This window comes from Actinoplanes subtropicus, from assembly GCF_000721705.1.
Classification (GTDB): Bacteria; Actinomycetota; Actinomycetes; order Mycobacteriales; family Micromonosporaceae; genus Actinoplanes; species Actinoplanes subtropicus.
In genome coordinates this window covers 114,776-135,627 of sequence record NZ_JOJL01000039.1, presented here as the reverse complement: position 1 = coordinate 135,627, position 20,852 = coordinate 114,776, and the positions used below count along the sequence as shown (strand labels likewise).

Sequence of the window (20,852 nt, the reverse complement as noted above, 5' to 3'; positions counted from 1 at the left end):
GGACGAGAGCCGCGAGCGACCCCCGGTGATCCGGACCGTGGTGTGACAACCTGCGCACGCCGTGCGGCGTGAGCGGATGTCGTGGCCCCTGGCTCTCCTCGTCAGATATCGAGAATCAGTGCCCGGTGGTCGGAGACCTCGGGCTCGGCCGCGATCTCGAACCGCTTGACGGCGGCGAGATCGGAGACGAGCAGGTAGCTGGCGTGTCGGACGGGCTTGCGGTAGTGAGACGTGCGGGTGTCGGCGGCACCGACCAGGTCGGTGAGACCGAGGTCGGCGAGCACGGTGAAGGTCTCGCTGTCGGGCAACAGGTTGAAGTCGCCGCACACTACGACGAGGTCCCTGGGCCCACGGACCCGGCGTACGAGGTCGGCGAGCCGGTCTGCCTGGCGCCGCCGGGCGGGGGTGTCGGCTTTGCCGAGCGGGTCACGGAGTCCGTGCACTTGGACGACACATACCGGCCGGCCGGTGCCGCGATCGACGGTTCGGACCGCAAGGGCGATGCGCGGACGGTCGGCGAGCGCCCACTCGGGGTACTCGGTGAACTGGCCGTGGACGAACGCGGAGTCGAGGCCGACGACCGGAAGGTCCGCACCGGCCAGGGTCGCCAGGCCGAAGTCCTGCCGGTGGCTGCGGCCGGTGTCGTCGTGTACCGGGCCGGAGTCGCTGGTCATGAAGAACGCTTGATGGTATGGCAGGACACCGCGCACGTCGTCCAGGAGGGCGGCCCGCTGCGGCAGACTTCGCTCACCGTCGGAGAACCTGGTCCAGCCGGTCACGCCGGGAGTTCGCGTCACCTCCTGCAGACAGAGGATGTCCGCCGCGCTAGCGGGTAGCCAGGCGAGCAACTCGCCGGCCAACGCGCCACCCCACGCGTTCACGCTCGCGATCCGCATGATCACACCCCATCGATCACCGCCCGCTGTCCTCGGCCACCAACGGCAGATCCGGGTGTTCCGAGCGGCCGCTTCGGGAGGAGCCTTCCGGCGTTTGCTGTCAGGAACGCTGCGTCGATCGGCCGTGTATCGCTTGCCATTCGCGCGCGAGGATCGCGTACTGATAGCCGTCCACCCAACCGAGTTCGGCATGCCAGGAGTCCTCGACCCCATGTTGTTCGCGTCTCATACCGGCTTTCTCGAGCACTCGAACCGAGGCGAGATTATCGGCGTTGCAGCTCGCCGTAACGCGCCGGAGATCGAGGTGCCCGAACGCCGCGCGCAACAGGCCGCACGCCAGAGAGGTGGCCACGCCCTTGCCGGCGAACTCCGGGTCGACGATGTAACCGATGACCCCTTCCGTGCGCCTGGGCATCCCGGGCTGGCCCATGCCGTCCGCGATGTCCAGGAAGCCCATCGCGACGACGTTTGCGTCCAGCTCGGCGACGCAGGAGAAGTCGGTGTCACTCGACGACACCGCGAGCCATTCTCGACGGAACGTCTCAGGGTCAACGCTGGTTCGGAGCATGAATCGGTTGACCGCCGGGTCGTTGCGGAAGGTCAGCAGATGCTCGATGTCGCCGACTGATGCTTCACGCAGGAGAAGGGAGCCGACGCGCAGGGGCCACGGGCTGGACGTCACGCCGGCATACTGCACAACTGACGGCCCCGCGCACAAACGGTTTGGCGTTGTCGACAGCTCCGGGCGGCCGGCGAGCGGTCAGCTACTACGTGATCAGCACGGTGGCTTCTTCGGCGACGCTGAACCGCGGGGACGCCCGTCCGCAAGGTCACCTCCACCGCCGGTGGATTCACCCCTGTTCGGTAACGCTGCGGCGGGAGTTCTCCTCTGGCCACGGAGCCGTAGCGTGGAGTGGTGACGGACAAGCACGATGGGCCGGCGAGCAAACCGCCGTCCTGGCGGGAGATCGGCATCGTTCTCGGCGTCTCGGCGACGGTCTTCGGCATCGTCGGCGGGTTTATCCAGGTGCAGACCGAGCGCCCGAAGCTCTGGAACATGTGTTCCCGGCCGTTGCTGAACGCGACCACGGCGGCGCGCCACCGGAACTGTCACCATCCGCCGCGCCGTCTCCGGCGGACACTCAGGATCGGGCCGAGCAGGAGGTCTGGGCAAGCCGCGATAACAACGTGTCCGTCCCGCTGCCCACTCACAAAGGCGGGGCAATGACCGACTTTCCGGTCAAGTTGCCGTATCTGCGATCGGTCGAAGTCGCCGCCGCGCCCGAGAACGCCCGGGTCGTGCTCAATGTCTACGACGCGAATCAGAACCTCGTCGCCTCCGGCGAGGCACCCATCGTGAACTGGCGAGCCAAGGTCATCTTCGATCCGCCCCGGGACGTGTCCCGGTTCGTCGATTCCCGCCGCTACCTGTCGGCCGACAACATCTTCGGCCAGCACGTGCGTGTCTCCTTCACGAACAACTCGGGAAAGACCGTCGCGTTCCGGTCTGGTGGGAAAGACGCCCGCGTCGTCAGCGTTCTGGTGCTTGCCTTCCGGGGTGCTGTCCCTGTCTCGCATACGGCGGTGGTCGGCTGATCACGTCGTCCTGGACATCGAAGTGCTGGTAGCCGTCAGCGAGGTTCCGCAGAGATGCCGACATCCGCTCGTCGGCGAGCTTGACCGACGCCGGACTTGGGGCAGGTGCTTCCGCGCGCGGCTGAGTTGTCCCGGTGGATCATGATGGATGGGTGAAGCTGCGCCGACCGGTCGGGTTCCGTGTGGTCGCGGTGGTTTTCGCGGCGTTGCTGGTGGGATTGGCCGCCTATCTGATCGGCCTGCAGTTCGCCGCCGGTGGCTCGGTGTCCGGGCGGCTGCGGATCGGGGTGTTGTCGCTGCTCGCTGTGCTCGTGGGAGCCGTTTTCCTCTGGTACGGGTTGCAGCGGTTTCAGGTGGACGTCGACCGGGACGGCTGGGTGGTGCGGATCGGCGGGTACCGGTGTGACGTGCGATGGACCGAGATCTCGGCGGTGGTGATCGAGAACCGGCCGATCCCGGGGGCGGGTCGCCGGGTGGTGCCCGCGCTCTACCTGGTGCCGGAAGCGGGCGTCAGCCTGGAGGCCCCGAGCGACCTGTCGGCCACCGTGGACGGCCGGCCGGCGGTGCGGCTGTTCGACCTGACCGAGCCGAAGATCGACGAGAAGGAGTTCGTCCGCGATCTCGCGAGCTTGGCCGGTGACCGCTTGGCGGTTCGGGTCTACCGCCTCAGCCTGGTGCTGCTGAGCGAGGACGCCCGGACGCTGCTGAACAGCGGAAAGGTTCTCCCCGCGTGCCCGCCCGGCGCGGCGGGGGCGCGGACGCATCGCTGGCTGAACCGGCGGCGATTTCTGCTGTTCGTCGGCTGGTACCTGGTCGCCGTCGTCCCGGCGCTGCTGCTCACCGGCTTCGCGGCCCGGCTGCACGAGCTGCTCGGCGCGGCGGTCGCGGTGCTGGGCCTGGTCGCGGTCGTCGCCGCGTACGCCCATTTTGTCACGTTTTTCAGCCACGCCACCGATCTCGTCGACACGGAGTCGGCGATTTACGGCACGAAACTGGTGCCCACGGGCGGCGACCTGCACGAAGGCAAGGCCGTCGTGCTGCCGCCGGGGACGAAGCGGGGTTACGGCAAGGCGTGGCTGCTCGGGTTCCCGCACGTCGTGATGCTGCTCGGCGATCCGCGGACCGGACGGCTTCGCGACCACCACGACCTGCGCCTCCTGTCGGCGGTGCTGCGCGAGTCGCCCCAGGAGACCGACCGGGCCGCCGCGCGGGAGCTCGACAGCCTCGCCGAGCAGTCGCAGTCCCAAGCCGGCTACCCGGCCGAGCCGGGCGACGCCCGGAACGCCCGCCTGTGGATTTCGCTGACCAAGGCCGGCCGCGTCCTGGCCTGGGCCGTCGTCGTGGGCTCCGTCCTGCTGGCCGGCGGCTGGACGCTGGAGAGCACCGACTACCTGGGCGGCGGGGTGGTCCTCCTCGGCGCGGCCCTGGCCGCCATGTGGGTGCTGTACGCGTTGTACCGGGTGTGCACGCTCCTGGGCGCGGCGTGGCAAGCGGTCCGCCGGAAGTGAGCCCGTGCCGTGCCGTCCCGCGTGCCGTGCCGTCCCGCGTGCCGTGCCGTCCCGCGTGCCGTGCCGTCCCGCGTGCCGTGCCGTCCCGCGTGCCGCGCCGTCCCGCGTGCCGCGCCGTCCTGGGTGCCGCCCTGCCCGCGCGCCGCCCTGCCCCGCGCGTCGTCCTGCCCCGCGCGCCGTCCTGCCCGCGCGCCGCCCTGCCCGCGCGCCGCCCTGCCCGCGCGCCGCCCCGCCCCGCCCTCGCGCCGCCCCGCGCGCCGCCGCTCTCCCGGGTCGCTCCCGATCTTGGAGCGCAGGTGTTAGTGGCGAACGTCTTCTCGTCACTCCCGCGTGGCCCGAGCTCGATCTTGGGGAGGTCGTGTGCGGAGCGAACGCCGGCGCTTCACCCTTGGTGGCGTGGCGACCCGGCGCGGGGTGCTGGTCTTGGGCCGGGCCCGCCCGGCGGCCGGGGTCGGGGCCGGTGTTGGCGCCGGCGGCCTTGGCCCGCCGGGGACTCGTCGGACGCTCGTACGGTAAAAGTGCGAAAGGGAAACGCCCAGGTCTCGCCCGCGGGTGGGTTTCAGGCGACCTGGAAGGAGCGCTTCGCCAGGCCCATCCAGAAGCCGTCGATCGGCTGGTCCGGGGACTGCTCGGCGTCGGTCGAGGCGCCCAGGGTGAGGAACATCGGGGCGAAATGCTCGATCGTCGGGTGGGCCCAGGGCATGCCGGGGGCGCGGCTGCGGAAGTCGGCCAGCTCGTCGACGGCGCCGCGGGAGAGGGTCTCGGCGGCCCAGGCGTCGAACTCGCGGGACCAGCCGGGGGCGGCCGCGTCGGGGCGCCAGTCGCGCAGGAACGGCAGGCCGTGGGTGGTGAAGCCGGAGCCGACGATCAGGATGCCCTCGTCGCGCAGCGGGGCCAGGCGGGCGCCCAGCTCGAGCAGGCGGTCGGGCTCCAGGGTGGGCAGCGACATCTGCAGGACGGGGATGTCGGCCTCGGGATACATGACCGTCAGCGGGACGTACGCGCCGTGGTCGAGGCCCCGGGTGGTGCGGGCGACCTGCTCGGTGTCGGGCATCAGCTTCTCGACCTGGTCGGCCAGGGCGGGCGCGCCGGGCGCGGGGTACCGCACCTCGTAGAAGCGCTGCTCGAAGCCGCCGAAGTCGTAGACCAGCGGGACGGTCTCGGTGGCGCCGAGCATCAGCGGCGCGGACTCCCAGTGGGCCGAGGCCATCAGGATCGCCCGCGGGCGGGGCAGGGTGGCGGCAAGGTCCTTGAGCTGGGCGACCCAGGTCTCGTCGTCGACCAGCGGCGGGGCGCCGTGGCTCAGGAACAGGGCGGGCATGCGCTGCACGGGATCCTCCGTTGAAACTTCAACAAAAACAAGGCAAGCCTACGCCGCATTGGTTGTCCCGTCAACTAATTCGCCTATGAGAATTACTCTGCGTAGAAGTCGATCATGGTCGATACTGACCGTTGTCGGGCGATTGCGACCTCGGTGAGCCATCGGCCGCCGTCGACGCGATCGGGGGCGATCCCCCGGGCGTGCCCCGATTTCGTTTTACATCGAACGAGTGACATTTATAAAAGTCCTGTTCAGAAGCCTTTGTTACGAACTATTTCCACTTTGCTCGGTAGGGATCCAAATTGGTTTCGCGGAGGACGTTGCATCCGGCCCGGCGCGGCTGGCATGCTACGCGATGTTGCGCAGGGGGGCGCTCACTGTAACGGATGGCGACGACGATTCGGTGTCACGGTCGGTAGTCGCCATGGGGATGTCATCGCACCATAAGGAGGGCCGCGCCGTGGCGTCGTCGCCGCAGCTACCCCTCGCCGACGATCTGTTCCTGACCGCGCACGACACGGTCAAGGGCAAGTCGCTGCTGACGCCGGCCACTCTCGGTCTCGGGCTCGCGGCGGCGCTGATCGGCGAGCTCGTCTTCTGGCGGCGGCTGGATCTGGTCGACGGGAAACTGGCGCTGATCGATGATCGGCCGACCGGCGACCCGGCCACCACCGCCGTGCTCGACCAACTGCTGCGGGAGGGCCACCACCGGGCCGTCCGCGACTGGATTTCCTTCCTGGCCACCGGCATCGCGACCGACCTGGTCGAGCGCCGCCTCTCCCGGGCCGGCCTGCTGCACCGGCAGGAGAAGCGCGGCCTGCTCGGCACCAAGGTGTCGTTCGTCCCGGCCGACTCGATGGTCGCCGGCTGGCCGGCCACCCGGATCCGGACGTTCATCGGGCGCGGCGAGTTGCTCGACGTCTCCGACCTGGTGCTCGCCGGGCTCATCCTGGCCACCGGCCTCGACCAGCACGTCTTCATCACCCTTGACGCCCGCGGCCGCGAGCACTTGTTCGACCAGTTCCGGCGCCGGCTCCCGGCCATGCTGCAGGAACTCGTCGCGCACGCCGAGGCCGCGGTGGGCGACGCCGTCATGGCCCGGCGCGCCTGACCCCACCCGTACCCCCCAACCCCACCACCCCTCAACCCCCACCCTGGAGACCTACGTGTCCAGCACAACCACACCACCACAGAGCCAGCTGTCCACAGCGCTGGCCAAGGACCGCCTCGGCGTCGCCGCGGTGGTCTTCTTCGTGATGTCCGCCGCGGCGCCGCTCACCGTGGTCGCGGGCGTCGTGCCGACCGGCATCGCGGTCACCGGCCTCACCAACATCTCGATCGCGTTCATCGCCATGGCCGTCGTGCTGGCGATCTTCGCGGTCGGCTACGTGGCGATGTCCCGGCACATCGCGAACGCGGGCGCGTTCTACGCCTACATCTCGCAGGGCATCGGCCGGCCGTTCGGCGTCGGCGGGGCCTGGCTGGCGCTGCTGGCGTACAACTGCTTCCAGTTCGCCTCGTACGGCGGTGTCGGCGCGATCGCGACCCCGCTGCTCAAGGACTGGTTCAACGTTGACGTCAAGTGGTGGGTGGTGGCGCTGGTCTGCTGGGCGCTGACCGCGGTCCTCGGCGTCCGCGACGTCGCCGTGAACGGCCGGGTGCTGGCCACCCTGCTGGTCGCCGAGATCCTCCTGGTCCTGGTGTTCAGCGTCGCGAACGTGCTGTCTCCGCACTTCCACGCCTCGGCGGCCCCGCTGGACGTGAAAAGCCTGGTGGGCAGCGGGGCGGGCGCGCTGCTCGCGATGGCGATCACCGGCTTCGTCGGCTTCGAGCAGTCCGTGGTGTTCGCCGAGGAGTCGCGCGACCCGCGCCGCACCGTGGCCCGGGCCACCTACATCGCCATCGCGCTGATCGCGGGCCTGTACGGCTTCGCCGCCTGGTCGATGATCTCGGCGGCCGGCCCCAACGTCGTCGACCGGGCCGGCAAGGAGCAGCTGGACCTGTTCTTCAACGTGGCCTCCGAGAGGGTCGGCAGCGCCGCGGTGAACCTGGGCCACACGCTGTTCCTGACCTCGCTGATCGCCGCGATGATCTCGTTCCACAACATCATTTCCCGGTACACCTTCTCGCTGGGCCGCGAGGGCGTGCTCCCGCGCCTGTTCGGCCGCACGGTCCCCGGCACCGGCGCGCCCAAGAACGGCTCGCTCGCCCAGTCCGTGCTCGGCCTGATCGTCATCGTGATCTACGCGGTGGCCGGCTGGGACCCGCTGGTCCAGCTCTTCTTCTGGGGTGGCAGCGCGGGCGGCATCGGCGTGCTGCTGCTGATCACGGTGGCCTCGGTCGCGGTCATCGGCTACTTCGCCCGCCACCCCCAGGGTGAGGACTTCTGGCACCGGATCGGCGCCCCGATCGTCGGCACCATCCTGCTGCTGGTGATGAGCTACCTGACGCTGACCAACATCGCGACGCTCTTCGGTGTCGCGCCGGGCAGCGGCCCGACCTGGGTGGTGCCGCTCGCGTTCGGCGTCGTCTCGCTCGCCGGCATCCTCTGGGCGCTGGTGCTGCGGGCCACCCGATCCGACATCTACGCGGGCATCGGCCTCGGCGCCCGCAGCGTGACCACCGGCTCGGGCGGCGGCGGGTTCGCCGCGGCGCTCGCCGGCGACAAGGGGGCGAAGTGAGCTTTCCGGAGATCCGCCCGGCCCGCGAGGACGAGATTCCCGCGGTCGGCCACCTGATCAGCCTGTCCTTCTTCGACCTGGCCGCGAACGCGTACCTGGTGCCGCCGCTGGACGACCGGCTCCCGGTGATGGCCGACTTCTTCGCGCTGTTCAGCGAGCACGCGTACAAGTACGGCCGGGTCGACGTGATCGACAACCCGGAGGGTGACGGCCTGGCCGCCACCGCGGTGTGGTTCGACTACACCACCGAGTCGCCGGATCCGGAGAACTACGAGGAGCGCCTGCGCTCGCTGGCGGGGGAGTACCTCGACCGGTTCCTCGCGCTGGACGAGCTGTTCGAGAAGCACCACCCGCACGATCAGCACTGGCACCTCGCGTTCCTCGCGGTCCACCCGGACCACCAGGATCACGGCCTGGGCAGCCTGCTGATGAAGCGCACGCACGACGAGCTCGACGCGGCCGGTGTCCCGGCGTACCTCGAGGCGACGAACGCGAACAACGTGCGCCTCTACAAGCGGGTCGGCTACGTGCCGATGGACCCGTTCGAGATGCTGCTGCCCGACGGCACGCCCTTCTTCCGGATGTGGCGCGCGGTCTGACGTTTGCTGGGAGGCGTGGCCACCGTCCGGCCACGCCTCCTACCAGTCGAACGCGGGGCCCTGCGCGCTGCCCGGCGGCAGCAGCGGGCGCTCGGTGTACTGCCAGGTCTCCACCACGATGTACCGATGGCCGTGCGGCGGGTTCAGGTCGGCCGGCCCGCAGCTGTGCTTCAAGGCAAAATCGGTGAACATCAAACCCGTGCAGGTGTACGGGCCGGCCACCACGTCGTCGCTGGCCGCGTCGCGTACGGTCAGCGAGATGTCGGCCTGCACGCCCGGCGCGGCCTCCATCTGACCCATCACCCGGATCGACGAGCCGGTCGCCTGGCAGGGACGCGCCAGAACCGGATGACCAAGATCCCAGCTGTACGCGTCGCCGCAGCGCCACGGGCCGAAGTGGACCTTCGCGCCGGCCTTGACCGGTCCGGCCGCGGCGCTCGCCTCGACGCCCGTCCCGGGTGCCTTGACGATCGTCGCCGGCTGCTCGTCGGCCACCCGGGACGGGATCTGCTGGACGGCGGCCCCCGGGTTCCCGGCCGGGGTGGCGGCGCCGGATGCCGTGCCGGTGACCGCGGGCAGGCTCGGGAGGCCCGGCCCGCCCGGGTCCGGCCTGCTGGGGTCTTGGCGCTGGGCGAGCGCCTCCGGCGGGTGGCCCGCGCCGATCAGCCGCCACGCGTTGTAGCCGCCCAGGCCGGAGAGCGCCACGGCCGAGGCGAGCAGGACGACCATCATTCCCGGTCGCCGCCACATCCAGGACCTCGGGCCGTTGCGCGGGCGGCGGCGGCGCACCGGCGGGCGCGGGGAGGACGGGTGCGGGCGGCCGAGGGCGGCTGTCACCCCGTACGCGAAATCGGGGTTGAGGGTTGTCGAAGTCAGCGCCGGGACGCCGGTGACCTGCCGGGCGAGGTCACGCAGCGCGGAGCCGAGCTCGCCGGCGGTGGGGCGGCGGGCCGGGTCCTTGTCGAGGCACCACTCGATCAGCGACCAGACCGGCTGGGGCATGGCGGGCGGCCGCTCGACCGACTCCTCGACGTGCCGGCGCAGGACCGCGAGCGGCTCCCCGCCGTACGGTGGCGCGCCGGTGACCAGCTCGTAGAGGACGATACCGACCGAGTAGACGTCCGAGGCCGGCTCCGCCTCGCCGTGGATCGCCTCCGGCGCCATGTAGTGCGGGGTGCCGACGATCGCCTGCGGGGTGGTCAGGCCGGCCGCGTCCAGCACCCGGGCGATCCCGAAGTCGGTGAGCCGCACCTCGTACCCGCCGTCGGTCGCCTGCAGCAGGATGTTGTCCGGCTTGACGTCCCGGTGCACCACGCCCAGTCCGTGCGCCTGGGCCAGCGCCGCGGCCACCTGGGCGAGCAGGCTCGCCGCCTCGGCCGGCGGCAGGGTGCCCGCCGAGACCAGCCGGTTGCGCAGCGAGCCGCCGCCCACGTAGTCCATCACCAGCGCCAGCGACCCGCCCACGCTGAACAGGTCGTGCACGCCGACGATGTTCTCGTGCCGCATCATCATCAGGATCGTGCGCTCCTGCACGAACCGGATGACCAGCTTGGGCTGCCGGAGCAGGCCCTCGTGCAGCAGCTTCACGGCGACGTCCGCGCCGGTGGTCCGGTCGATGCCGCGCCACACCGTGCCGGTGGCGCCGTGCCCGACCGGACAGACCAGCACGTACGAGTTGCCCACCAGGCGACCGCTGAGATCCGCGGTGGCGGCCTCGCCGTCCGCGGTGCCGCTCGGGGAGAGGGATGTCTGCACGTGACCGTCCTTCCGGAAAGCCGCTGTCGGCGAGGACGATCGTCCGGATCGATCCCGTTACGGGCAACTTGCAGCGCCTGTTCTCTCACGCACGGCGAGTCCCGCGCGGCCGCCGTCACCGGGGGCCGCGCTGGCTCGTTCCACTTCTGCGGTCGTCGATGGCGCGCGTGCATACTGCATCGATCAGTGGGCGATCCTCCCGGCCCGGCGGAGCATCGTGTCCTGCTCGGGGTCGGGCAGCAGTTCCCGGACCTCCTGCGCGCAGCGGCAGGAGGCGGCGATCTTCGCGGCCCACGCCAGCGCCTCCTCGCGGGTGGCCACGTCGACGACCGCGAACCCGCCGATGACCTCCTTGGTCTCCGGGTAGGGGCCGTCGGTGACCAGCCCGTCGGTGGCCACGACGCTCGCCCGCTGGCGCTCGAGCCCGGCGCCGTAGACCCATACGCCGGCGTTCACCGCCTCCTGGACCACGGCGTGCGCGGCCTTGCCCACGTCGGGCATCTCCTCGGTCGGGATGTGGTCCATCGCCCCGTCGTTGAACGAGATCAGGTACCGCGTCATGCCGTGACTCCCTCTGTCCCGGCGGCCCGTACCGGCCGCCTCCTACCAGTTCTACGAACGACGCGCCCCGGATCCGACACGTACCGGTGAGTAGGTCTTGTGGACCGGCCCGGCGTGGCCGACGATAGTGACCACTGTCGATGTTCGGCCGACCGCGCGGCCCGACGAGTTCCGCTGTGCTTCGAAAGGACTCCGGGAAGATGCGCGCCTCCATGCGATCCCGACTCGTTGCCGCTGCCGCCGCCGGTGTTCTCGTGGCGGGGCTGGGCGTGACGCTCTCCGCGCGGGCCGCGACGGTGGGCTGCTCGGTGACGTACTCGGTCACCTCGCAGTGGCCGGGCGGGTTCGGCGCCAACGTGTCGGTCACCAACCTCGGCGACCCGGTCACCGGCTGGACGCTCACCTGGTCGTACGCGGCCGGGCAGCAGGTGACCCAGGCCTGGAACGCGACGGTCTCGCAGAGCGGCGGCCAGGTGACCGCCCGCAACGTCAGCTACAACGGCAGCGTCGGGACCGGCGCGAGCGTGGCGTTCGGCTTCAACGGCTCGTGGACCGGCAGCAACCCGGCGCCCACGAGCTTCACCCTCAACGGCAGCGCCTGCACCGGCGGTGTCACCGGCACCCCCACCACGCCGCCCACCACGCCGCCCACCACGCCGCCCACCACGCCGCCCACCACGCCGCCCACCACGCCGCCCACCACGCCGCCGGCCGGCGCCGACGACTGGCCGACGTATCACCGGGACAACTCCCGCGCCGGGAATGCGCCGAACCTCGCCCCGCGGTCCGCGCTGTCGGTGGCCTGGACCGCCGCGCTGGACGGCGCGGTCTACGGCCAGCCGCTCCTGGTCGGCGGCCAGATCTTCGCGGCCACCGAGAACGACACGGTCTACGCGCTGAACCCGGACACCGGCGCGGTCCGCTGGTCGGCCCACGTCGGCACGCCCGAGCCCCTGTCCGACCTGCCCTGCGGCAACATCGACCCGCTCGGCATCACCAGCACCATGGTGTACGACCCGGCCACCAACCGGGTGTTCGCGCTCGCCGAGACCACCGGCGGCGCGCACACGCTGCTGGGCCTCAACGCCGGCACCGGCGCGGTCGAGGTGCGGGCCGCCGCCGAACCGCCGCTCGGCGACCCGAAGGCCCATCAGCAGCGCGGCGCCCTCACCCTGCTGAACGGGCGGGTCTACATCGGCTACGGCGGCCTGTTCGGCGACTGCGGCCAGTACATCGGCGCGGTCGTCTCGTTGACCACCGCGGGCGCCGGCAAGCAGAGCTACGCGGTGCCGACCACGCGCGAGGCGGGCATCTGGGGGACGGCCGGCGGCGTCGTGGACGGAGACCATTTGCTGTACGCGGTGGGCAACGGCGAGTCGACTGCCACGTACGACGGCAGTGACTCTGTTCTTGCTCTCTCGGCCGGCCTGCAGCGGACCGACTTCTTCGCGCCGGCCGACTGGGCGACCCAGAACGCCGGCGACGCGGACCTCGGCTCGATGACCCCGGCCCTGGTCGGCCAGTACGTCTACGCGGACGGCAAGGCCGGCATCGGGTACGTGCTGCGCCACGACCACCTGGGCGGCATCGGCGGCCAGGTCTCGCAACTCGCCAACGGGTGCCAGGGGTTCGGCGGCAGCGCGGTCTCCGGGAGCACGGTGTTCCTGCCCTGCACGACCGGCCCGCGCGCCGTCACCATCGGCACCGACGGCACCGCCCGCGAACTGTGGCGGGCCCCCACCAGTGTCCCGGCCGCCGGCTCCCCGTCGATCGGCGGCGGCGCGGTCTGGGTGGTCGACTACAACGGCGGCGTGCTGTACGCCCTCGACCCCGCGACCGGGGCGGCGCTGGCCCAGATCCGGGTCGGGCAGGCGCCGAACTTCGCCTCGCCCACGCTCTCCGGCAGCCGGGCCTACGTCGGCACCCGCGCCGGCGTCACCGCGGTCAACGGCGCCTGATCGCTGCGTGGTCGCTGCTCGTGCGGCCGGCTGGGCTGGATGGGTGGCTGGGCTGGCTCGCCATGGCCCGGGGCGCTGGGTGGCCGCTGTTCGTGCGGCGGATGGGCTGGGTGGGTGCTGGGCTGGCTCGCCATGGCCCGGGGCGCTGGGTGGCCGCTTTTCGTACGGCCGGCTGGGCTGGGTGGGTGGCTGGGCTGGCTCGCCATGGCCCGGGGCGCTGGGTGGCCGCTGTTCGTGCGGCCGGTCGGGCTGGGTGGGTGGCTGGGCGGGGGGCAGGGGCATGGGTGACGCTGCGTCGAGCGATGGCCGGCCGTAACGGTGATGACTTCTTGTTCGTGGCGAACAGATGCGCATCAAGGTTCACCGACGGCCAGCAGACGATGATGACCTGCAGTTCGTGGCGAACGGCAGCCCTTCATCGTTGCCGCGAAGATCGTCCGTGCGCTGCCTGGCGGGCCTGGCATCTGCCGCAAATCGCCCACCGTGACAGGCCGCAGCCGCGGCAACCACGCAGCTCCGGGCCATGGCGAGCAGCGCGGCCACCCGCCAAGCCCGGCCGGCCGCACGAACAGCGGCCACGCAGTCCCTGGGCGATGGCGAGCAGCGCGGCCACCCACCAAGTCGGCGGCGAACCCATCCGCCCGGTGCGGAACGGCACGCAGGTCTCCGCCGCTCACCTCGAGCGCGCAAGCTGTCGACCCTTCGCCGCCGTGGCCGTTGCAGCGGACGCCGCTCGCCGATCAGCAGACTGGGCGAGCGCTGGAATGGGCACCGCCGTGGCCGTTGCGCGCTGGTACGCAGAGCAGGTGAGCCGCTGGAGGACGCGCGCGCCGGCAGGCAGGAACGGGTGGGCTGAGTGGTGTGAAGGGTCAGCCGGCGGAGAGGTTCAACTCGAAGCTGTAGCGGCTGGCGCGGTACAGGTGGCTGCCGTACTCCAGGGCCTTCCCGGCCGCGTCCCAGGCCGTCCGGGTCATCGTGAGCAGGGAGGCGCCCCGCTTCTCGGCCAGGATGCGGGCCTCGGGCGCCGAGGCGGAGCGGGCGCCGATCACCTGGGTGGCTATCCGGGGGACGTGGCCGGCGCGGCGCAGCAGCTCGTACAGGCCGTGGGCGGCCAGGTCGGCCTCCGTCACGGTCAGCACGTCGACCGGGATGGCGTTGTGCATCAGGGCCAGGGGCTCGCCGCCGGCGTAGCGGAGCCGTTCGATCCAGGTCACCTCGGTGCCGGGGGTCAGGGACAGCGAGGTGGCGATCGCGTCGGACGCGGGGATCACCTTCAGGTCGAGCACCTCGGTGCGCGGGGCGCGGTCGCCCGCGACCAGGTCGTCGTACAGGCTGGAGAGCTCGACCGGGCGGCGGACCTTGGGGTGCACCACCTGGGTGCCGACGCCGCGCTTGCGGACCAGCATGCCGCGCTCGACCAGATACTGGATGGCCCGGCGGGTGGTCGGGCGGGACACGCCCAGGCGCTCGGCGAGGTCGACCTCGTTCTCGATGCGGGCGCCGACACCGATCTCACCCTTCTCGATCAGCTCCTGCAAGCGGGTCGCGACCTGGTAATACAGCGGTACGGGGCTGGACCGGTCGAGGTGGACCGGGCGCACCGGGGTCAGGTCGGATGTCACGGCGTCCCCCTGTGAGTGTCAGATGGTGCAAGTCAGTTTGTCATGACAAAGTATTGACGTGGAAGCCCTCACGTTATTACATCGAGGGCAGCAAACATAGAGTCACCGGAACTTAACGAGCCGTTTTCGTGCGCGAGCGCCCGGAGTTTCCTGTCCGCAAAAACCGCGGACCGGGGGCGCTCGTCATTCCGCTCCGGGGGCCGAGCCCCCGGAGGCCCCACGGTGTGGTGGTCGCCCAGATTGCCGCGCCGGTCCGACCTTCTGCACGACAGTGAGCCCGGGAACAGGGGAGACGCATGCCCGCAGACGACGTCTTGACGATGGGACGCATCGGCGTCGACCTGTACCCACAGCAGATCGGCGTCTCGCTGCGGGAAGTCACCACCTTCGCCAGGTTCCTCGGCGGCAGTGCTTCCAACGTGGCCGTGGCGGCCGCGCGTTACCAGCGAAAAACAGCGGTGATCACCCGGACCGGGGCCGACCCGTTCGGCGAGTTCCTGCACGACGCGCTGCGCGGCTTCGGCGTCGACGACCGCTTCGTGACGCCGGTGGCCGGGCTGCCGACGCCGATCACGTTCTGCGAGATCTTCCCGCCGGACGACTTCCCGCTCTACTTCTACCGCTTCCCGAAGGCGCCCGACCTGGAAATCTACGAGTCGGAACTGGATCTGGCCGCGATCCGGGCGGCCCGCATCTTCTGGATCACCGGGACCGGCCTGTCGCAGGAGCCGTCCCGGTCGGCGACGCTGGCGGCCCTGCGGGCCCGCGACAAGAAGGACATCACGATCTTCGACCTGGACTACCGGCCGATGTTCTGGGAGTCGCGGGAGGAGGCGCGCCGCTGGTACGCCGAGGCCCTCCCGTACGCGACCGTGGCGGTCGGCAACCTCGACGAGGCCGACACCGCCGTGGGCGTCCGCACCCCGGCCGAGGCCGCCGACGCCCTGCACGAGGCCGGCATCGAGCTCGCCGTGATCAAGCAGGGGCCGAAGGGCGTGCTGGCCTCGCGTTTCAAGAAGGAGCGCGTCGAGGTGCCCCCGGTCCCGGTCGAGGTGGTCAACGGCCTCGGCGCCGGGGACGCGTTCGGCGGCGCGCTCTGCCACGGGCTTCTCGAAGGGTGGGGGCTCGAGGCGACGATGCGCTTCGCCAACGCGGCCGGAGCCATCGTCGCCTCGAGGCTGGCCTGCTCGGACGCGATGCCCACCGAGAACGAGGTACGCGAGCTGCTGGAGGTGTCCGGTGCCTGACCTGGGTGACCTGCTTGAGGCGCGCACCCGGCGCCCGGACGCCATCGCCGCCGCCGCGGCCGCCCGCAAACGGCCCACCAGCCTCTTCGGCGAGCACGGCAAGCTGATGATCATCGCGGCCGACCACCCGGCGCGGGGCGCGCTGCGGGCCGGCGCCGACCCCCTGGCCATGGCGAACCGGGTCGAGCTGCTCGACCGGATCCGGACGGCGCTCAACCGGCCGGGCGTGAACGGCGTGCTCGGCACCCCGGACATCCTGGAGGACCTGCTGCTGCTCGGCGAGCTCGACGACAAGGTCGTGATCGGCTCGATGAACCGCGGCGGGCTGGCCGGCACCACGTTCGAGATCGATGACCGCTTCACCGCGTACGACGCGGACAGCATCGCGGCCGCCGGCTACGAGGGCGGCAAGATGCTGCTGCGCATCGACCCCGACGACCCGGGCACCGTGGCCACCCTGGAGTCCTGCGGGAACGCGGTCAGCCAGCTCGCCTCGCGGCGGGTGATGGCGATGGTCGAGCCGTTCATCTCGCACCGGGTGGACGGCCGGGTCCGCAACGACCTGACCCCCGAGGCGATGACCCGCGCCATGACCGTGGCCGCCGGGCTGGGCACGACCTCGGCCTACACCTGGCTCAAGGTTCCCGTCGTGCAGAACATGGAGCGCGTCATGGCGGCCACGACGCTGCCGGCGCTGATTCTTGGCGGGGAAGGCGAGGCCGCGTATTCGGAGTGGCGCAAAGCGCTCGGGCTGCCGACCGTACAGGGCTTGGTGATCGGCCGGTCGCTGCTCTACCCGGCGCAGGGCACGGTGGCCGACGCGGTGGACCGGGCGGTGAGTCTGCTGTGACGGCCCGGGTCAATCCCTTGATGCGGCGGGGCAGCACCGCCGACCGCCCGTTCGACCTGGTGGTCACCCCGGAGAACGCCGGCTGGCAGTTCAGCGGCCTGCGGGTGCTCGAATTGCCCATTGGCGCACGCGCGCGGTTTTTCACCGGCGACGATGAGATGCTTGTCCTGCCGCTCTCCGGCGGCTGCGACGTGACCTGCGACGACGAGCGGGTCACCCTCACCGGCCGGCGCTCGGTCTTCTCGCGGGTCACCGACTTCGCGTATGTGCCACGGGAGTCCGCCGTCACCGTGCGGGCGCCGAACGGCGGGCGGTTCGCCCTGCCCGCGGCCCGGGCCGAGCGCAGGCTGCCGTTCCGCTACGGGCCGGCCGAGGAGGTGCCGGTCGAGCTGCGCGGCGCCGGGCAGGCCAGCCGCCAGGTCAACAACTTCTGCACCCCGGAGAGCTTCGAGGCCGACCGGCTGATCGCCTGCGAGGTGCTCACCCCGGGCGGCAACTGGTCGTCCTACCCGCCGCATAAACACGACGAGCCGGGCGACGGCGAGTCCAGCCTCGAGGAGATCTACTACTTCGAGGTGGCGCATTCGCCGGCCGGCGGCGACGGTTGCGGCTTCCAGCGGGTGTACGGGCATCCCGACCGCCCGATCGACGTCTGCGCCGAGGTGCACACCGGCGACGTCGTGCTGATCCCGTACGGCTGGCACGGCCCCTCGATGGCGGCCCCCGGCTACGACCTCTACTACCTCAACGTGATGGCCGGCCCCGGCGCCCGCGAGTGGCTGGTGCGCGACGACCCGGCACACGGCTGGGTGCGCACGTCGTGGCAGGGGATGGATGTCGACCCCCGCCTACCCATGTCGAGCTCGAAAGAGAGGACCCGTTCGTGAGACTCACCGTAGGCCAGGCCGTCGTAAGGTTCCTGGCCAACCAGTGGACCGAGCGCGACGGGGTGGAGCGGCGCGCGATCGCCGGCTGCTTCGGCATCTTCGGGCACGGCAACGTGGCCGGGCTCGGGCAGGCTCTCCTTCAGGCGCAGCGCACCGGTGAGGCCGATCTGCCGTACCACCTGGCCCGCAACGAGCAGGCGATGGTGCACGCGGCGGCCGGCTACGCCCGGATGAGCAACCGGCTCTCCACGATGGCCTGCACCGCGTCGATCGGGCCGGGCTCGACCAACATGCTCACCGGCGCGGCCCTGGCCACCGTGAACCGGCTGCCGGTGCTGCTGTTCCCGTCGGACGTCTTCGCCACCCGCGTCGCGCCGCCGGTACTTCAAGAGCTGGAAGATCCGCGGTCGTACGACGTGAGCGTCAACGACGCGTTCCGGCCGCTGTCCCGGTTCTTCGATCGGGTCTGGCGCCCGGAGCAGTTGCCGGCCGCGCTGCTCGGCGCCATGCGGGTGCTGACCGATCCGGCCGAGACCGGCGCCGCCGTCGTCTGCCTGCCACAGGACGTGCAGGCCGAGGCGTACGACTTCCCGGACGAGCTGTTCGCGAAGCGGACCTGGCACGTGCCAAGGCCGCTGCCCGAGCCGTCCGCCGTGGAGCGGGCCGCGGAGGTCGTCCGGAACGCGGCGCAGCCGCTCCTGATCGCGGGCGGCGGCGCGATCTACGGGGAGGCGTCCGAGGAGCTCGACCGGTTCGCCCGGCAGACCGGCATCCCGGTGGCCGACACCCAGGCCGGCAAGGGCGCGGTCGCGTGGGACCACCCGAACTCGGTCGGCGGAGTGGGCTCGACCGGCACTCCGGTGGCCAATCGGCTGGCCCGCGAGGCCGACGTGATCATCGGTGTGGGCACGCGGTACAGCGATTTCACCACCGCATCGCGTACGGCGTTCCAGCACCCGGACGTGAAGTTCGTGAACATCAACGTCGCCGGGTTCGACGCGGCCAAGCAGTCGGCGTTCCCGATCGTGGCCGACGCCCGCGCCGGGCTCTCCGCGCTGCTCGCCGCGCTCGGCGGCAAGCAGTTCCCGACCGACTACCGGTCCGACGTGACGCGGTGGCAGGCGACCGTGGATTCGGCGTACCACCTCGGTCATGGCCCGCTCCCCGCCCAGAGTGAGGTGATCGGGGCGGTGAACGAAGCGTGCGGAGCGCGCGACGTGGTGGTGCAGGCGGCCGGCAGCATGCCCGGCGACCTGCAGCTGCTGTGGCGGGCGGGGGATCCGAAGCAGTATCACGTCGAGTACGGCTACTCGTGCATGGGTTTCGAGATCGCCGGCGCGCTCGGGATCAAGATGGCCGACCCGTCCCGCGAGGTGTACGCGCTGGTCGGCGACGGCTCCTACCTGATGATGGCGCAGGAGATCGTCACGGCGGTCTCCGAGGGCATCAAGCTGATCGTCGTCCTGGTGCAGAACCAAGGCTTCGCCTCGATCGGCGCGCTGTCGGAATCCCTCGGCTCGCAACGCTTCGGCACGAGTTACCGGTTCCGGGGCGCGGACAACGACTACGACGGCTCGTACCTGCCGGTGGATCTGGCGGCCAACGCGGAGAGCCTCGGCGCCGCGGTGATCCGCTGCCGGACGATCGCCGACCTGCGCGACGGGCTGAAGCGGGCGCGCGAGAGCGACCGGCTGACCGTGGTGCACATCGAGACCGATCCGCTCTCCCCGGTGCCCTCCTCCGAATCCTGGTGGGACGTGCCGGTACCGGAAATTTCCGAATTGTCGTCAACGCGGTCGGCGCGCGTGGTCTATGAAGCCGCGAAGCGCGACCAGCGGCACTACCTCTGAGGCAGGAAGACATGTCAACCATCGAGCATTGGATCGGCGGAGAGTTCACCTCCGGGACATCCACCCGGCGCGGCCCGGTCTTCAACCCGGCGACGGGCGAGCAGCAGCACGAGGTCGTGCTGGGCTCGGCCGCCGACGTCGACCTCGCGGTCGCGACCGCGAAGGCCGCCTTCGAGGAGTGGAGCCAGGCCTCGCTCAGCAAGCGGACGAAGATCCTCTTCAACTTCCGCGAGCTGGTCAACGGGCGGGTCAACGAACTGGCCGAGCTCATCTCGGACGAGCACGGCAAGGTGCTCTCCGACGCGGCCGGCGAGGTGCAGCGCGGCCTCGAGGTGATCGAGTTCGCCTGCGGGATCCCGCAGCTGCTCAAGGGCGAGTACTCGGATCAGGCATCGACCGGTGTGGACGTGTTCAGCTTCCGCGAGCCGCTCGGGGTGTGCGCGGGCATCACCCCGTTCAACTTCCCGGCCATGGTGCCGATGTGGATGTACCCGGTCGCCATCGCCTGCGGCAACACGTTCGTCCTCAAGCCGAGCGAGCGCGACCCGTCCGCCTCCAACTACGTGGCCCGGCTGTGGCGTGAGGCCGGGTTGCCGGATGGCGTGTTCAACGTGGTGCACGGCGACAAGGAGGCCGTGGACGCGATCCTTGGGCACCCGGACGTCGCCGCGGTCTCGTTCGTCGGGTCGACGCCGATCGCCCGCTACATCCACGAGCGGGCCAGCGCGACCGGCAAGCGGGTGCAGGCGCTGGGCGGGGCGAAGAACCACGCGATCGTGCTGCCGGATGCCGACCTCGACTTCGCCGCCCAGCACCTGACCGCCGCCGCGTTCGGGTCGGCGGGGGAGCGGTGCATGGCGATCTCGGCGGCGGTCGCGGTCGGCGGTGCCGGCGACGCGCTGATGGATCTGGTGTCCCGCAAGGCCGGCGAGGTGGTGGTCGGGCCCGGCCGCGACCCGCGCAGCGAGATGGGCCCGGTGGTCACCGCCGCGGCGAAGGAGCGGATCGAGTCGCTGATCGGCAGCGGCGAGAAGCAGGGCGCGAAGCTGCTGGTCGACGGGCGGGGCCTGCGGGTCGCCGGGCACGAGAACGGCTTCTTCGTCGGCCCGACCGTGATCGACCAGGTGCAGCCCACGATGGACGTCTACACCGAGGAGATCTTCGGGCCGGTGCTGTCGGTGGTCCGGGCCGATGACGTCGACAGTGCGATCGAACTGATCAACAGCAATCCGTACGGGAACGGCACGGCGATTTTCACCTCCAGTGGGGAGGCCGCTCGCCGGTTCCAGCGCGGGGTGAAGGTCGGGATGATCGGGATCAATGTGCCGATTCCGGTGCCGATGGCCTACTACTCCTTCGGCGGCTGGAAGGACTCGCTGTTCGGCGACAAGCACATCCACGGTCCCGAGGGGGTCTCGTTCTACACCCGCGGCAAGGTCATCACCTCGCGGTGGCCGCACGTGGACCACGCGTCCGGCGCTTCCCTGCATTTCCCCACTGCTAGCTGAAAAAGGAACATCG

General features: G+C 71.0%; 17 protein-coding genes. 11 read left to right on the top strand and 6 right to left on the bottom strand.

Annotation, left to right across the window (positions count from 1 at the left end):
* Positions 1-101: 101 nt before the first annotated feature.
* Together IH26_RS0142360 and IH26_RS0142355 are read right to left on the bottom strand one after the other, a co-directional pair.
* Positions 102-896 (bottom strand): endonuclease/exonuclease/phosphatase family protein, encoded by a 795-nt coding sequence (locus tag IH26_RS0142360; RefSeq protein WP_030441946.1) that lies wholly within the window; start codon positions 894-896, stop codon positions 102-104.
* A 100-nt stretch (positions 897-996) separates the two neighbouring features.
* Complete coding sequence (locus IH26_RS0142355; protein WP_030441945.1) at positions 997-1,578, bottom strand: GNAT family N-acetyltransferase; 582 nt, start codon at positions 1,576-1,578, stop codon at positions 997-999.
* Between the two features lie 542 nt (positions 1,579-2,120).
* On the opposite strand from IH26_RS0142355, the gene IH26_RS0142350 reads away from it, so the two are divergent.
* Positions 2,121-2,492, top strand: a complete 372-nt coding sequence (locus tag IH26_RS0142350) for a hypothetical protein (RefSeq protein ID WP_030441944.1) — start codon at positions 2,121-2,123, stop codon at positions 2,490-2,492.
* Positions 2,493-2,644: 152 nt separating this feature from the next.
* Positions 2,645-4,000 (top strand): hypothetical protein, encoded by a 1,356-nt coding sequence (locus tag IH26_RS0142345; RefSeq protein ID WP_030441943.1) that lies wholly within the window; start codon positions 2,645-2,647, stop codon positions 3,998-4,000.
* 559 nt (positions 4,001-4,559) lie between these two features.
* Here IH26_RS0142345 and IH26_RS0142340 read toward each other — a convergent pair.
* Entirely contained in the window at positions 4,560-5,321 is a 762-nt protein-coding gene (locus IH26_RS0142340; RefSeq protein WP_030441942.1) for a dioxygenase family protein, read from the bottom strand.
* 460 nt (positions 5,322-5,781) lie between these two features.
* Between IH26_RS0142340 and IH26_RS0142335 the strand changes: the two genes are divergently transcribed.
* Genes IH26_RS0142335 through IH26_RS0142325 form a run of 3 tightly spaced genes read left to right on the top strand, consistent with a single transcriptional unit; the run spans position 5,782 to position 8,601 of the window.
* Positions 5,782-6,432: a GOLPH3/VPS74 family protein gene (locus IH26_RS0142335; protein ID WP_030441941.1), complete on the top strand. Its 651-nt coding sequence runs from the start codon at positions 5,782-5,784 to the stop codon at positions 6,430-6,432.
* Positions 6,433-6,487: 55 nt separating this feature from the next.
* Positions 6,488-8,002 (top strand): APC family permease, encoded by a 1,515-nt coding sequence (locus tag IH26_RS0142330; protein WP_034217136.1) that lies wholly within the window; start codon positions 6,488-6,490, stop codon positions 8,000-8,002.
* The gene (locus IH26_RS0142325) at positions 7,999-8,601 is read left to right on the top strand and encodes a GNAT family N-acetyltransferase (protein WP_030441939.1); all 603 of its coding nucleotides are present in this window, start codon (positions 7,999-8,001) and stop codon (positions 8,599-8,601) included. The genes IH26_RS0142330 and IH26_RS0142325 overlap by 4 nt, the downstream gene beginning before the upstream one ends.
* Positions 8,602-8,640: 39 nt before the next feature.
* Here IH26_RS0142325 and IH26_RS56635 read toward each other — a convergent pair whose 3' ends face one another.
* Complete coding sequence (locus IH26_RS56635) at positions 8,641-10,356, bottom strand: serine/threonine-protein kinase (RefSeq protein ID WP_051809495.1); 1,716 nt, start codon at positions 10,354-10,356, stop codon at positions 8,641-8,643.
* A gap of 183 nt (positions 10,357-10,539) precedes the next feature.
* Entirely contained in the window at positions 10,540-10,917 is a 378-nt protein-coding gene (locus IH26_RS0142315) for a YciI family protein (RefSeq protein WP_030441937.1), read from the bottom strand.
* Between the two features lie 212 nt (positions 10,918-11,129).
* Here IH26_RS0142315 and IH26_RS0142310 point away from each other — a divergent pair, with 212 nt between their 5' ends.
* Positions 11,130-12,875 (top strand): cellulose binding domain-containing protein, encoded by a 1,746-nt coding sequence (locus IH26_RS0142310; protein WP_245665929.1) that lies wholly within the window; start codon positions 11,130-11,132, stop codon positions 12,873-12,875.
* Between the two features lie 869 nt (positions 12,876-13,744).
* Here IH26_RS0142310 and IH26_RS0142305 read toward each other — a convergent pair.
* Entirely contained in the window at positions 13,745-14,497 is a 753-nt protein-coding gene (locus tag IH26_RS0142305) for a GntR family transcriptional regulator (RefSeq protein WP_084599577.1), read from the bottom strand.
* Positions 14,498-14,793: 296 nt separating this feature from the next.
* Between IH26_RS0142305 and iolC the strand changes: the two genes are divergently transcribed.
* Genes iolC through IH26_RS0142280 form a run of 5 tightly spaced genes read left to right on the top strand, consistent with a single transcriptional unit; the run spans position 14,794 to position 20,839 of the window.
* A complete protein-coding gene (gene iolC, locus IH26_RS0142300) occupies positions 14,794-15,744 on the top strand; it encodes a 5-dehydro-2-deoxygluconokinase (RefSeq protein WP_030441934.1) in 951 nt (316 codons plus the stop codon).
* Positions 15,737-16,594 carry a Cgl0159 family (beta/alpha)8-fold protein gene (locus IH26_RS0142295; protein ID WP_030441933.1) on the top strand — a complete coding sequence of 286 codons (858 nt, stop codon included), beginning with the start codon at positions 15,737-15,739 and terminating at the stop codon, positions 16,592-16,594. The genes iolC and IH26_RS0142295 overlap by 8 nt, the downstream gene beginning before the upstream one ends.
* 20 nt (positions 16,595-16,614) lie before the next feature.
* A complete protein-coding gene (gene iolB, locus IH26_RS0142290) occupies positions 16,615-17,481 on the top strand; it encodes a 5-deoxy-glucuronate isomerase (protein WP_030441932.1) in 867 nt (288 codons plus the stop codon).
* Positions 17,478-19,331 (top strand): 3D-(3,5/4)-trihydroxycyclohexane-1,2-dione acylhydrolase (decyclizing), encoded by a 1,854-nt coding sequence (iolD, locus tag IH26_RS0142285; RefSeq protein ID WP_030441931.1) that lies wholly within the window; start codon positions 17,478-17,480, stop codon positions 19,329-19,331. The genes iolB and iolD overlap by 4 nt, the downstream gene beginning before the upstream one ends.
* Before the next feature lie 11 nt (positions 19,332-19,342).
* Positions 19,343-20,839 (top strand): CoA-acylating methylmalonate-semialdehyde dehydrogenase, encoded by a 1,497-nt coding sequence (locus IH26_RS0142280; RefSeq protein WP_030441930.1) that lies wholly within the window; start codon positions 19,343-19,345, stop codon positions 20,837-20,839.
* The last annotated feature ends 13 nt before the right edge of the window (positions 20,840-20,852 follow it).